Below are 13,371 nucleotides of genomic sequence, written 5' to 3'. Positions count from 1 at the left end.
AGTAGCCGGTGGCTTATACCCATCGGCTATTGTTGTTTTATGTCGTTCAACATGTCTTCCGCCTGCTTGCGATAGGTAGTTACAGGGGACAGCTCCAGATATTTTTCCAGATTTTTTTTTGCCTTCTTGTTGTTGTCCTTATAATAATAAGCCAACCCAAGATAAAAGTACGCTTCCGTGTTTTTATTATTTAGTTTGAGCGCGTTTTCGTATTCAGGAATTGCTAAATCGTATTTCTTCTGTTGAGAATAAGCATTGCCCAATGAAAAGTAGGTTCGATAATTTTTCGGGTTAATCTCGGCGCATTTCTTATAATGCACAACCGCTTGTTCGAAATTTTTTTGCTTTGCACATAATAATCCCAGACTATAGTGAGACTGAAAGAAGCGATCATTGAATCGGATCGACTTGGTGATCCACGGGCTTTCTGTATTGGTATTATCCGTGTGAAGCCACATAAGATAGTGGCTCTCGGCATCGGTGGAATCCAGTTCCAGCGCACGGGTCAATTCCTCGTAAATAAGCTGGCCGAATTTTTTTGGATTAACATTTAAACATGCTTGAGCCATTGCGCGGTATGCCATAGCCAGCGTAGAATCCTTGTCCATGCTCTTTTGCGCATTCGTCAGAGCCCTGCTGTAATGATTCTCAGCCGGTTGTCCCAGGTTTTCAAGTTCAAATCCTAAAAGTGCATGCGCTTCAGATAAAGCCGCATAGGCCGGAGCGAAGTTGGAATCTTCAGCCAGCGCTTTTTCATAATGTCCGACAGCCTCTTTATAATCGTCAAAGGTGAATTTTAGATAGGCATTTCTCCCGCTGTCAAAATGTTTTTTTGCTTTTTCCGGGTTCTGCGCGCCGAGGGCAACCGTAAATAGAAACAAACATACCACAGCGCAACAGGAAGATTCAGTAAAACTGAAAGTTTTGATTTTGAAATTATTATTCATGGAAAGACTCCGCTTTAATTAAATGTTTTTTATTAACGATTTTTGATTTGACATGAAATACGTTCTCAAAAGACGTTATAATATTTTCCTCAACTCTTGATAACTCTACTTGAGTTCCTGCTATTTTCTCCATAGAGATAACGCCTTTGTCGGTAATACCGCATGGAACGATATTGTTGAAAAAATCCAGGTTGGAATTTACGTTAAGCGCAAATCCGTGCATAGTGATCCAGCGGGTTACCTTAACCCCGATGGCACATATTTTTTCTACTCCGCGCGGCGTGTCAACCCAAACGCCCGTGACGGTGTCAACCCGTTTTCCTGTAATGCCGAAAACAGCCAAAGTTTGTATTATCGCTTCTTCGATATCCCGGAGATAACGGTGCATATCGCGGTAATAGTTATTCAGATTCAGAATCGGATACCCGACGATCTGCCCCGGGCCGTGATACGTAATGTCGCCGCCGCGGTCGATTTCAAAGACCGAAATATTATTCTGCTCGAGTTCGTCTTTATTCATCAGCAAATGTTTGCCGACATTATCCACGCCGTTCTTGCCCACGGTGTAGGTGTGCGGGTGTTCGCACAGCACCAGCGTATCTTCGATCTGACCGTTAAGCCGCAGATCAAAAAGTTTTTTCTGCAAGTTCCATGTGGATGCGTAATTCGATAAACCGAGTTTTAAAATGTTCAACTTCATAGTATTTTGTATTGAATTCACAATTTAAAATTCAAAATTTTAAATTGTGAATTAGGTTCCCGTTGATCCGAATCCGCCCTCGCCGCGCTTCGTCTCGGTCAGGGTGCCTGTGTCTATAACATTAACCGACATCACCGGTGCAATGACCATTTGAGCAATTTTCATTCCGGATTCTACCGTAAATGGTTTTATCCCGTGATTGATCAGTATGACGCCAACTTGTCCGCGATAACCGTGATCGATCGTACCTGGAGAATTCAAAACGGTGATCTGGTGCTTCAATGCCAGGCCGCTTCGGGGGCGAATTTGCGCTTCCGTATTTTCCGGTAGCTCGATAATGATGCCTGTTCCGATAAGTTTGGATTCACCAGGCCGAATCACCGCTTCGTCAACGGAAAACAAGTCCAGTCCCGCATCGCCGGGATGCGCATATTCCGGGAGTTTTGCGTCAGGATGAATACGTTGAATTTTGAGATTTTGCATGAGTCCTTATTTGATCCCCCGTTCCTTCGGAACACCTCGTTAATTGGGTGATCCTTGAGGTTCTTAATTATCCGTTATTTTGTCTCTTCTTCCATATTTTTTCCAATCGTTCCTTAAACTTTTTTTCCATCCCGTTATCTGTCGGCTTATAATAAACACGCTCTTTCAGTTCGGGAGGAAGGAAATCCTGTTCTGCAAAGTGGGTCTCCCCACGATCACTAAAATCATGGGAGTATTTGTAACCCTTTCCATAATCCATTTTGTTCATCAATTTTGTTACAGCGTTACGTAAATGAAGCGGCACATCAAAAGCCTTTTCACTGCGGGCATCTTCTGCTGCCTGATTGATAGCGAGATACGAGGCGTTGCTTTTAGGGCAACTGGCGAGATAAGTAACGCACTGCGCGAGATTGAGTCTGCACTCAGGCATGCCGATATAGTCGACGGCGGCGAAGGTTGAAACCGCCAGCGTCAACGCGTACGGATCGGCGTTACCGATATCTTCGGACGCAAGAATGATCAAACGTCGCGCGATGAACTTCGGATCTTCGCCGCCTTCCAGCATTCTTGCCATCCAGTACAAAGCCGCATCCGGATCGCTGCCGCGAAGGCTCTTGATAAAGGCGCTGATCATATCGTAATGGTATTCACCCGCTCGGTCGTAATGAATATTTCTTTGCTGATACGCTTCCGCGATCACTTCCGTTTTTAAGTGAACAGATCCATCCGCCGAAGGTTCGGTCATTTGAACGCTCAATTCAAGTGTATTAAGCAAATTTCTTGCATCGCCGCCGGCGTAGAAAAAAAGGGTTTGCTTGTCTTCAATCGTGACCTGTTTTGATTTCAGCCACTCGTCGTCAGTCAGGGCGTGCTGCAATATCTGATTGAGATCTTCGGCGGTTAAGGCTTCTAACCGGTAAATCTTACATCGTGACTGTAGGGCATTAATTACTTCAAATGACGGATTCTCCGTAGTCGCGCCGATCAGGGTGATCGTCCCTTCCTCCACGGAATGGAGCAACGCATCCTGCTGGGATTTATTGAAACGATGAATTTCGTCGATGAATAACATCAGGCGTTCACCGGTCTGCTTTTTCAATGATTCGGCGTTTTGAATGATCTTGCGAACTTCTCCCACGCCGGCATCCACCGCGCTGATGGCAACAAACTTAGATTTGGTTTCTTTTGCGATGATCCGCGCAAGCGTTGTTTTACCGGAACCGGGCGGACCCCAGAATATCATCGATACCATTTGGCCTGACACGATTTGAGCGCGCAACGCTTTGCCTTCGCTTAAGAGATGCTTCTGGCCGACGAATTCCATCAAGCGCCGGGGACGAACTCTCTCCGCGAGAGGCGCACGTGGTTTCTTTTCTGCAGGAGAATAGGATTCTTCGTTTTCGTGAAATAATGACATAACTAATTTTGTGTTTCCATTCTTTTTGCCGTTACGAGTTCCTGGTAATAATTATACGGCTTTCCTTTTTCGTCGGTGATTTGCAGTACCATCAGGTGAAGATGCGTGGACGAGCGTTTTGGAGATGCGTTGCGCCCGGTTCGCCCAACCGTGGCGATGCGCGTTCCGGCCTGAACAATATCGCCAACTTGAACTAATATTTGATTGTTGTGTGCGTAATAATAATAGCGGTCCAGGTTCGGATTGTAAAGCATGAGATAATTTCCGCCGCGCAAGGTGTCCTGTTCCGTCCAGTCGGCTTTTGCGCCCAAAACAATTCCATCGGTCATCGCAAGGACGTAAGCCGGTTTTCCTGTATTGTCATCCAACCCGTTTTGATCGGCGTCATGAATGAAAATATCATGCGCCGGATGGCCGCGATGCGCATTGCCATGCAGGAAATTGTATTTTCGCTCGATAAATCCGCTCCCGTTACCTCCGACGGACGCAACATTATAACCTTCGATTGGAAAATAAAAAATGGAATCTTGTGGAACGGAGAGTAATTCGCGGAGTTCTTTTACAATGTGACGGAGCACCTTTCCGTTTTCTTTACGATCAACCGATCCGTACTGTATCTTTTCGTATAGCGCATTCCATTGGTTGCAAAGTTCGACCGGGTATGGATTCTGGAACAAATAAAGAAAAAAGATCACTTTCATGCGGGAACTTTCTACTCGACATGTTGACACGCGAATGTATAACGCCAATTTATCGTAACCATCGTGTAAATGCAAAATATTTCTATGAAAGGAATCAGGGTAGGAGTTTTTAGAGGGTCAGAAGTCCTGCTTTTGCACAAAGAATTCCGAGTATGGAACCTGCGAGCACATCGGTCGGATAATGGACGCCCACGTAGACGCGGGAGATGCCAACGAGCGTTGACCATAGCAGTAAGGGAACAGAGATTATCGGGAAAAAGTGTCCGCATAGAACGGCGAATAGAAAGGCGCCTGAAGTATGGCCGGATGGGAAACTGAACTGATCCGGCGGAGCTATCAGGAATCGGATACCGGCAATATTATCAAAAGGACGTTTACGCCGCACCCAACGTTTGATCACAAGGTAGAGTGCAACTTTTAGTCCAAAGGCAAAAATGGCCGATGTGAAAAACATATTTCCGGTTCGCGGTTCAATTAGGAAGAATAATAGGGCTGCGATGGCGTAAAGATAACCGTCGGCGCTTTTTGATATCATTAAAAAAAACCGATCAAGCAGCATTTTTCCGTTACGATTGAATATGATTCGAAACAAGAGAACGTCCCAACGTGTGATGTTATCTAACCAAATTTGTTTAATCATAGTAAATTACTTCCTTCCTTCCGGTCAATATAGTTAAGAATTGTTATGAGCAAATAATGGAAATATGATGAATACATTACCTTTGCAGACATGAAATACAATCGGCAGGTTTTGTTCACTTATCAAAATTAGTCATTGTTTCAATTCGGATTTTTTCCTTATCTTCGTGGTATGAGTTCGCTGGAAAAATATTTCGAGTCCTATCGCAACAACGTGATCGGTTATGATCAGACCTTTGAGACGCCTCAGGGTATAAAAAAGTTGATTTATGCGGACTGGACAGCAAGCGGCAGGATGTATGCGCCGATCGAAGAGCGGATGATGAAGGACTTTGGCCCTTTTGTGGGGAATACGCATACAGAAACAACGGTGACCGGTACGTATATGACTGAAGCGTATCATACCGCGCATGAGATCATCAAGAAGCATGTAAACGCCGGCGCGAATGACGTCATCATTACGCAAGGTTCGGGCATGACCGGTGTTATCGCTAAATTCCAGCGTATGCTTGGTCTGCGCGTGCCGGAGCAAATGTCGAAATACGTTCGAATTCCCGACGAAGAGAAGCCGGTGGTATTTGTGACTCACATGGAACATCATTCCAATCACACCTCCTGGCTGGAAACGATTGCGGATGTGGAATGTATTCCGCCGGATGAACACGGCGCGGTGAATTTAAATTACCTGCATGAGATTCTTAAAAAGTACCAGAACAGAAAAGCCAAAATCGCTTCGGTTACAGCATGTTCCAATGTGACCGGGATTCAAACGCCTTATTATAAAATTGCACGAATCATGCATCAGGCAGGCGGTTTATGTTTTGTCGATTTTGCTTGTTCCGCTCCGTATGTCAAGATCGATATGCATCCCGAAGATCCGTTGGAAAAACTCGATGCAATTTATTTTTCTCCTCATAAATTTTTAGGCGGTCCCGGCACACCCGGCGTGCTGATCTTTGATTCGAAGCTCTACACTAACAAAATTCCGGATCAGCCGGGCGGCGGAACGGTTGATTGGACTAACCCGTGGGGCGGGCATAAATTTTTGGATAATATCGAAGCGCGTGAAGACGGCGGCACGCCTCCATTTCTGCAGACGATCAAGGCCGCATTATGCGTAAGGCTAAAGGAAAAAATGGGTGTTGAATCGATGAGACGTCGCGAAGAAGAAATAGTCGATATCCTATTCAAAGAATTGCCAAAAATTGATAAGTTAAATATTCTTGCTGCGCAAACAAAAGACCGCCTGGCGGTCGTGTCGTTTTATATTGACGGCCTGCACTATAATCTCGGGGTGAAATTACTAAACGATTATTTCGGCATTCAGACCCGCGGAGGCTGTTCTTGCGCAGGAACTTATGGGCACTATCTGCTTCATATTCCGCAGGATGTATCGAACAAAATTACCGAGAAAATTGATCACGGCGATATGTCCGAAAAACCGGGATGGATACGTTTGTCGATTCATCCGATCATGACGAATGATGAAGTAAACTATATTATCCGATCGCTTCAGGAAGTTGTGACTAATTTTGAGACTTGGGGAAAAGATTACACCTATAATCCGCACACCAATGAATATTGCCACAATACATTTAATTCAAGAAAACTCTCACCGGTCCATAAATGGATGGATGTCGGGTAAGCGTAATAAACCCCAACACTCCCACATTTAGGATCCTCACTTTTTTTGTCGCATTAAAACCTGATAATATTTAGGTAAAAACATGACCTACGTCATTGTTTCGGGAGAAATTTTTTACTAAACTAATAGTGAAAAAAGTATCAAAGTGTGGTTAATATATTACTAAATAATCACTTAGCTATTAAACAGATGTAATTATAAAGGCATCTGGTCAATCAAACATAACGGAGGTAGGAAGTAGTTCTATGAAAAACTGTAAACAAACAGCAACTGGAATATTGTTTTTATTGATGATAACCAGTATGGCAATGGCCACGGACGGTTATTTCTCACATGGGTATGGAACGAAACACAAAGCCATGGGTGGGACGGGTGTCGCATTTCCACTAAACAGTATGTCGTCCATTACGAACCCCGCCGGTGTGGCATTTCTTGGCAATAGCTATGATTTTGGTTTAGCGCTGTTCAGTCCTAGTCGTCAATATACGATTGTCGGAAACCCTTCGATGCAAATGGGTACTTTCGGTTTAACACCCGGAACGATTAAGAGCAAATCGAATTACTTTTTCATTCCTTCGTTAGGAGTGAACCGTACATACGGCAGCAATACCTATAATATCACCATTTACGGCAACGGCGGAATGAACACGGATTACCACACGCAGACCTATTATGACGCTTCGGTTTCATCCACAGGCGTCGATCTTAGCCAGTTATTTGTTGGGCTGACCTATGCGCGCAGGATCAATGAGAAACACGCAGTGGGTTTATCGGCCATTGTTGCGTATCAGCGATTTCAGGCTAAAGGCGTGCTGAGTTTTTCAGGTTTTTCCCGCGATGATAATAATTTGTCCGATATGGGCTATAGCAATTCTCTAGGTTTGGGAGCCCGCGTCGGGTACACAGGCAAAATCCTGCCGCAGTTAACGGTAGGCGCTGCATATCAGACAAAGATATTCATGGGCGAATTTAAGCAGTACGCAGGCCTTTTTGCGGAACAAGGCGATTTCGATATTCCGGCCAATTGGACCGCGGGCGTTGCTTACAATGTAAATGACGCCTTGTCTTTTACATTTGATGTCAAACAGATTTTCTACAGCGGCGTCAAATCGGTCAGTAATCCTTTCGTGCCGGCCGATTTCCAGAATAACATACTGCTCGGCGATGATAACGGCGCCGGATTTGGCTGGGAAGATATGACGGTTTTTAAACTCGGTACGCAATGGCAAAAGGGCGAAGGCTGGACATGGAGAGCGGGCTATTCCTACGGTAAACAGCCGATCCCGAAGGAAGAAATGATGTTCAATATTCTCGCGCCAGGCGTGATCGAGCAGCATTTGACCTTCGGTTTCTCCAAAGCTTTGGCCAACAAACATGAAGTCAATTTTGCCGCCATGTTCGGATTTGCCAAAGAGATCAGCGGCCCGAATCCAATGGAAATGCCGAATCAACAGACGATCAAATTAAAAATGAGCCAGATGGAATTTGAAGTAGGTTATTCGTTTTAAAATAAAAACCGTTGTTACAAATCTGTAAGGTTTAACAGCTAAAGAGAACTAATAAACGCAACCAGGAACATGTCCAACAGTCTGAACTTAAATTCAAAAGGAAACCTTACAGGTTTGTAACGGTTTAATGACAGGAAGCATATGAACGCCTTATCACGCAGAAAATTTTTGAAGATCGGCGGAGGAACGGCGCTTGGCGCAGCGGCATCGGGAACGATTATCAATTCGATCGTCCACGCGCTGGATCAAAGCCCCGCCAAAAATGGTATCCAGAAAATTCCGACCTATTGTGACATTTGTTTCTGGAAGTGCGGCGCCATCGCTTATGTGAAAGACGGAAAGCTTTGGAAAGTCGAAGGCAATCCGGAAGATCCGTTAAGCCGCGGCAGGCTTTGCCCGCGCGGCACAGGCGGCGTCGGCGCGCATTACGATCCGGATCGGCTAAAATCGCCGTTGATTAGAAAAAATTTGCGCGGCGAGGAGCAGTGGGTTGAAGTTACCTGGGACGAAGCATTCGATTATATCGCCGAAAAAATGAAAAAAATCAAAACGACGTACGGGCCGGAGTCGCTGGCCTTTTTCAGTCACGGTATCGGCGGAAATTTTCTCAAACATACGATCAAAGCTTACGGTTCTCCCAACATAGCCGCGCCTTCTTTTGCGCAGTGCCGCGGCCCGCGTGACGTAGGATTCCGCTTGACCTTCGGCGAGGACGTGAGTTCTCCAGAAAGGACCGACATCAAAAATGCCAAATGTATTGTGTTGATCGGATCGCATCTCGGCGAGAATATGCACAATACGCAGGTGCAAGAATTTGCAGATGCGATCGAAAACGACGCATCGATTATCGTTGTCGATCCGCGTCATTCCGTGGCCGCAAGCAAAGCGAAATTTTATTTGCCGATCAAGCCCGGAACGGATATCGCTTTACTATTGGCGTGGATGAACGTATTGGTAAAAGAAAATTTATACGATAAAGAATATGTAGAAAAATACGGTTTCGGCTTTGAACAGTTTGCCGCCGAGATACAGGGTTATACGCCCGAATGGGCGTATCCGGAAACGGGAATTGAGCCTGATCAGATCCGTGAAACGGCGCGCGAAATGGCAAGATACAAACCTGCAACGTTGGTTCATCCCGGGCGGCACGTCACGTGGTACGGCGACGATGCTCAGCGCAGCCGCGGCATTGCATTGCTCAACGCACTGTTAGGAAGCTGGGGCCGCAAGGGCGGATTTTACACTCCGGTGAGCATGGACGTTCCAAGTTATCCGTACCCTCCGTATCCGAAATCAGATAAAGGTAAAGTTGATAATCCCGATCACAAATATCCGTTTGCGCATGAAACCATCACGACCGGAATCCGCGAAGCAACGATCACAGGCAAACCCTATCCTATCAAGGGATGGTTCATCTATGCAACCAACTTACTTCATGCGCTGCCGAACGAAGAAGAAACTATTAAGGCGATACAGAATTTAGATCTGATGGTCGTCGTGGACGTGATTCCAAGCGAGATCGCAGGTTGGGCTGATGTTGTGCTACCGGAATCGGTATATTTGGAGAGGCATGACGATATAAATGTGGAATGGTTCCGCGAGCCTTTTATTGCTCTGCGTCAGCCGGCCGTAGAATCGCCGCACGAGCAGAAACCAAATTGGTGGATGGCGAAGAAACTCGCAGAAAAATTAGGGCTGGGAGCGTATTATCCGTGGAAACATATCGAAGAATATCTTGAAACGCGATTATCAAACGCGGGGTACAGCTATGGCGAACTTAAAGAAAATGGAATTATTCGCGGCGAGAAAAAACCGATCTACTTTGATGAAGGCGTTCCTGTAGAATTTCCCACGCCGTCCGGCAAGATCGAATTTTATTCGCTTCAGCTTCAGGAAGCGGGTTTTGATCCGGTTCCAAAATACACGCCTCCTCCGGGCCCGCCGGCCGGGTATTTCCGGCTGCTGTTCGGGCGCGCGCCGGTTCATTCTTTCAGCCGCACGCATTCAAATCCGGTTTTGATGGATATGATGAACGAGAATGAAGTTTGGGTGAATCATGATATTGCGCGGCGTTACGGATTGAAGAGCGGCGATTATATTAAACTGAAAAATCAGGACGGCGTCGTGAGCAACCGAATAAAAGTAAAAGCAACGGAGAGGATCCGCACGGACTGTGTCTATATGGTACACGGCTTCGGCCACAACTCGAAAATGTTGAAACGCGCATTTGGCCGCGGCGCAAGCGATGCGGGGCTTGTTACAAAATATCAAGTAGATCCGCTGATGGGCGGCACCGGTATGAACGTCAATTTTGTTACTTTTGAAATGGAGGCGTAAAGATGGCACGACTGGCTATGGTGATCGACACCAAGAAATGCGTAGGTTGCATGGATTGCGTCGTGGCATGCAAAACGGAGAACAATGTTCCCGAAGGATTTAACCGTGATTGGATTACCGAGGCCGCGAAAGGAAAGTTTCCCAATGTGCACCTTGAGATTCGATCCGAACGCTGTAATCATTGTGAAAACCCGCCGTGCGTGTATTGCTGTCCTACGGGCGCGAGCCATATTCATAATTACGGCGGAGTCATATTGGTGGATCATGATGTGTGTATCGGCTGTAAAGCTTGCATTGCATCTTGTCCGTACGATGCGCGGTTTATTCATCCCGAAGGATATGTAGATAAATGTACCTTCTGTATTCATCGCGTTGAAAAAGGAATGGATCCGGCATGCGTTTCGGTTTGCCCGACGCATTGTATGTATTTCGGCGATCTGGACGATCCGAACAGCAAAGTGAGCCGGTTATTGAACGAACGCAAGAATCGCACGTTGATACCGGAAGCAGGGACGAAGCCGCATATTTATTATTTGGTATAAATTATTGCCACGAAGACACTAAGGCACAAAGAAAATTTTAAATAAAACCACGAAAAAAGTATTGAAACTTAGTGTCTTTGAGTCTTAGTGGCAGAAATCTTAGAGGAAACATGGAAGAACTAACGACCACACGTCTGAATGAAATGATCGATCCGATCCTGCATATTTGGGGATGGGAAATTCCGGTATATCTGTTTTTGGGAGGACTCGTAGCCGGGTTTATGATCATTTCAGGTTACTTCACTTTAAAAGGCCATCATAAACATGATTATTTTTCCTCGTTTTATTTGCCTCATGTCAGCCTGGCGATGCTCAGTCTGGGTATGTTTGCATTATTTCTAGATCTGGAACATAAGCTGTACGTTTGGCGCCTGTATACAACATTTCAAATAACATCACCGATGTCTTGGGGCGCATGGATATTGATATTGGTTTACCCGGCCTTGCTTCTGAATACGCTGGTCAGCATACCTGAAGCGTTCAGCAACCGAATTCATTTGTTCGACAAATTTTCTGAAAAAATTAACCGGCATCCGTATTTGATAAAAAATATCGGCATTTTGAATATGATATTAGGCGCGGTATTGGGCATGTATACGGGCGTGCTATTGAGTGGTTTGGGAGCCAGGCCATTATGGAGCAGTTCGATGTTGTGGATACTTTTTCTCACATCGGGTTTATCGGCGGCTGCGGCATTTGTTCATTTAGTAACTACCGATCATATCGAACGCGTACTTTCGGCAAAAGCGGATAACGCGTTCCTGATTTTTGAATTGCTGATATTTGCTCTGTTTATAGTCGGCATGTTATCATCGACGGAAGCGCATCAGAACGGTATTCATTTAATTCTGACCGGTTCGTACGCGGCCGTATTCTGGGTTTTTGTAATTGGCACCGGAATCATTATTCCGCTGATCATTCAATTGCTGGCAGTGAATCATAAGATCAATCACACGCCGATTGCGCCTATTATGGTTATTACCGGCGGGCTTTTGCTGAGATTTGTGATCGTGTATGCCGGACAGATCAGTCACTGGACTAGAATATAAATTTATGTGCTTATCCGCTTTACTCACATACGTCATGGTGAGCGGAGTCGAACCATGACAAAGTATAGTAAAATCAGCCTTCGACTGCGCTCAGGCTGAACTTATCTTTTCCATTTGTGAGTCAACCGGATATGCACATAAATTCATGTCCCGCGGATTTCGCAGATTATCGCAGAAAATTCAAATCTATGGTTTTCGAGAGAAACGATAAAATAGAGTTTTGAAAGTAAAGGAGTAAACTATGTCTGTAACATTGAACGAAATGAGCCATGAGGCGGAACATACGCACATGAAGCCGCAGCCTTACTGGAACCCTTATTTGTCGGGCATCGGGCTTGGCATGGTGTTATTATTGTCCTATGTGATCATGGGACGCGGCTTGGGCGCATCCGGCGCCATGACAACGACGGCCGCTGTTGCAGTTAATGCAGTTGCTCCGGCGTATGCGCAGTCCAATGAGTTTTATTCGGAATATTTAGGCGACGGAACAAGAAGCCCGTTTAAAGACTGGCTTGTTTTCGAAGTGATCGGCGTGATTGTGGGCGGTTTTCTCTCCGGAGCATTAGCCGGGAGAATCAAGATGTCCGTTGAAAAAGGACCGAGGATCTCCGTGAAATCAAGGCTCATTTTTGCATTTGCGGGCGGGATGCTGATGGGCATCGGGGCAAAACTGGCGCGCGGATGCACGAGCGGGCAGGCTTTGACGGGCGGAGCCGTTCTCAATGTTGGAAGCTGGGTTTTTATGATCATGGTATTTGCCGGCGCTTACGCGTTGGCTTACTTTGTGAGGAGGCAATGGACATGAACGCACCATTTTATAAATTCGAAATGTTTGGCGACGAATTTAGTTTGATCGTCGCTTTTATCATCGGCATCGGTTTCGGGTTTTTCCTGGAACGCGCCGGGTTTGGAAGCGGCAGAAAATTAGCCGCTCAGTTCTATTTTACCGACATGAGCGTTCTCAAAGTTATGTTTAGCGCGATCGTGACCGCCATGTTAGGCGTGTTCTATTTATCCTGGATCGGTTTTATGGATTTGAGTCTGGTGTATCTCACGCCAACTTATCTTGCGCCGCAAATTGTCGGAGGGCTTTTACTGGGGATAGGCTTTGTGGTTGGGGGTTATTGTCCTGGAACGTCTGCGGTGGCATGCTCTACCGGCCGCATCGACGCGATGGTATATTTTTTGGGTATCTTCGGCGGTATTTTTATGTTTGGATTCGTATTTCCTTTCGTAAAGGAATTTTATTATTCCACGCCGATGGGGAAAATAACGCTGCCGCAATGGTTCAATATTCCTTACGGCGTGCTGGTATTCGCGGTGGTCGTCATGGCGGTCGGCGCATTTGCCGCGGCGGAATGGGGCGAAAAGAAAATGGCACGAAAACAAGCGGAGTTATGACA

Annotated in this window: 13 protein-coding genes; 7 read left to right on the top strand and 6 right to left on the bottom strand. The window is 45.8% G+C overall.

Annotated features, from left to right (window positions below; all coding sequences use genetic code 11):
* Positions 1-26: 26 nt before the first annotated feature.
* The 6 genes from F9K33_08840 to F9K33_08815 all read right to left on the bottom strand — a co-directional run bounded on the left by F9K33_08840 (position 27) and on the right by F9K33_08815 (position 4,888).
* On the bottom strand, positions 27-947 hold the full coding sequence (locus F9K33_08840; GenBank protein ID KAB2879501.1) for a tetratricopeptide repeat protein: 921 nt from the start codon (positions 945-947) through the stop codon (positions 27-29).
* Complete coding sequence (gene lipB / locus F9K33_08835) at positions 940-1,647, bottom strand: lipoyl(octanoyl) transferase LipB (GenBank protein KAB2879500.1); 708 nt, start codon at positions 1,645-1,647, stop codon at positions 940-942. Before lipB ends, F9K33_08840 begins: the two co-directional genes overlap by 8 nt.
* A gap of 51 nt (positions 1,648-1,698) precedes the next feature.
* Complete coding sequence (locus F9K33_08830; GenBank protein ID KAB2879499.1) at positions 1,699-2,130, bottom strand: dUTP diphosphatase; 432 nt, start codon at positions 2,128-2,130, stop codon at positions 1,699-1,701.
* A gap of 67 nt (positions 2,131-2,197) precedes the next feature.
* Positions 2,198-3,547 carry a replication-associated recombination protein A gene (locus tag F9K33_08825; protein KAB2879498.1) on the bottom strand — a complete coding sequence of 450 codons (1,350 nt, stop codon included), beginning with the start codon at positions 3,545-3,547 and terminating at the stop codon, positions 2,198-2,200.
* A 2-nt stretch (positions 3,548-3,549) separates the two neighbouring features.
* Complete coding sequence (locus F9K33_08820) at positions 3,550-4,248, bottom strand: M23 family metallopeptidase (GenBank protein KAB2879497.1); 699 nt, start codon at positions 4,246-4,248, stop codon at positions 3,550-3,552.
* Between the two features lie 109 nt (positions 4,249-4,357).
* Complete coding sequence (locus F9K33_08815; GenBank protein KAB2879496.1) at positions 4,358-4,888, bottom strand: phosphatase PAP2 family protein; 531 nt, start codon at positions 4,886-4,888, stop codon at positions 4,358-4,360.
* Positions 4,889-5,059: 171 nt separating this feature from the next.
* Between F9K33_08815 and F9K33_08810 the strand changes: the two genes are divergently transcribed.
* From F9K33_08810 to F9K33_08780, 7 genes are all read left to right on the top strand, one after another.
* Positions 5,060-6,532, top strand: a complete 1,473-nt coding sequence (locus F9K33_08810; protein KAB2879495.1) for an aminotransferase class V-fold PLP-dependent enzyme — start codon at positions 5,060-5,062, stop codon at positions 6,530-6,532.
* A 245-nt stretch (positions 6,533-6,777) separates the two neighbouring features.
* Positions 6,778-8,040 carry a hypothetical protein gene (locus F9K33_08805; protein ID KAB2879494.1) on the top strand — a complete coding sequence of 421 codons (1,263 nt, stop codon included), beginning with the start codon at positions 6,778-6,780 and terminating at the stop codon, positions 8,038-8,040.
* 141 nt (positions 8,041-8,181) lie between these two features.
* The gene (locus F9K33_08800) at positions 8,182-10,377 is read left to right on the top strand and encodes a molybdopterin-dependent oxidoreductase (protein ID KAB2879493.1); all 2,196 of its coding nucleotides are present in this window, start codon (positions 8,182-8,184) and stop codon (positions 10,375-10,377) included.
* A 2-nt stretch (positions 10,378-10,379) separates the two neighbouring features.
* Positions 10,380-10,919 (top strand): 4Fe-4S dicluster domain-containing protein, encoded by a 540-nt coding sequence (locus F9K33_08795; protein KAB2879492.1) that lies wholly within the window; start codon positions 10,380-10,382, stop codon positions 10,917-10,919.
* Positions 10,920-11,029: 110 nt separating this feature from the next.
* Positions 11,030-11,968 carry a polysulfide reductase gene (locus tag F9K33_08790; protein ID KAB2879491.1) on the top strand — a complete coding sequence of 313 codons (939 nt, stop codon included), beginning with the start codon at positions 11,030-11,032 and terminating at the stop codon, positions 11,966-11,968.
* 289 nt (positions 11,969-12,257) lie between these two features.
* Entirely contained in the window at positions 12,258-12,773 is a 516-nt protein-coding gene (locus F9K33_08785; GenBank protein ID KAB2879550.1) for a hypothetical protein, read from the top strand.
* Positions 12,770-13,369 (top strand): sulfurtransferase, encoded by a 600-nt coding sequence (locus F9K33_08780; GenBank protein ID KAB2879490.1) that lies wholly within the window; start codon positions 12,770-12,772, stop codon positions 13,367-13,369. The genes F9K33_08785 and F9K33_08780 overlap by 4 nt, the downstream gene beginning before the upstream one ends.
* Positions 13,370-13,371: the final 2 nt, after the last annotated feature.

It is taken from the genome of bacterium (genome assembly GCA_008933615.1).
Lineage (GTDB): Bacteria > CLD3 > CLD3 > SB21 > SB21 > SB21.
This window is presented reverse-complemented; position numbering and strand designations above follow the sequence as displayed.

Excerpts from the sequence above, each read along its gene's own strand:
- F9K33_08840 (KAB2879501.1), bottom strand. The coding sequence starts at position 947 with ATGAATAATAATTTCAAAATCAAAACTTTCAGTTTTACTGAATCTTCC.
- lipB (KAB2879500.1), bottom strand. The coding sequence starts at position 1,647 with ATGAAGTTGAACATTTTAAAACTCGGTTTATCGAATTACGCATCCACA.
- F9K33_08830 (KAB2879499.1), bottom strand. The coding sequence starts at position 2,130 with ATGCAAAATCTCAAAATTCAACGTATTCATCCTGACGCAAAACTCCCG.
- F9K33_08825 (KAB2879498.1), bottom strand. The coding sequence starts at position 3,547 with ATGTCATTATTTCACGAAAACGAAGAATCCTATTCTCCTGCAGAAAAG.
- F9K33_08820 (KAB2879497.1), bottom strand. The coding sequence starts at position 4,248 with ATGAAAGTGATCTTTTTTCTTTATTTGTTCCAGAATCCATACCCGGTC.
- F9K33_08815 (KAB2879496.1), bottom strand. The coding sequence starts at position 4,888 with ATGATTAAACAAATTTGGTTAGATAACATCACACGTTGGGACGTTCTC.
- F9K33_08810 (KAB2879495.1), top strand. The coding sequence starts at position 5,060 with ATGAGTTCGCTGGAAAAATATTTCGAGTCCTATCGCAACAACGTGATC.
- F9K33_08805 (KAB2879494.1), top strand. The coding sequence starts at position 6,778 with ATGAAAAACTGTAAACAAACAGCAACTGGAATATTGTTTTTATTGATG.
- F9K33_08800 (KAB2879493.1), top strand. The coding sequence starts at position 8,182 with ATGAACGCCTTATCACGCAGAAAATTTTTGAAGATCGGCGGAGGAACG.
- F9K33_08795 (KAB2879492.1), top strand. The coding sequence starts at position 10,380 with ATGGCACGACTGGCTATGGTGATCGACACCAAGAAATGCGTAGGTTGC.
- F9K33_08790 (KAB2879491.1), top strand. The coding sequence starts at position 11,030 with ATGGAAGAACTAACGACCACACGTCTGAATGAAATGATCGATCCGATC.
- F9K33_08785 (KAB2879550.1), top strand. The coding sequence starts at position 12,258 with ATGAAGCCGCAGCCTTACTGGAACCCTTATTTGTCGGGCATCGGGCTT.
- F9K33_08780 (KAB2879490.1), top strand. The coding sequence starts at position 12,770 with ATGAACGCACCATTTTATAAATTCGAAATGTTTGGCGACGAATTTAGT.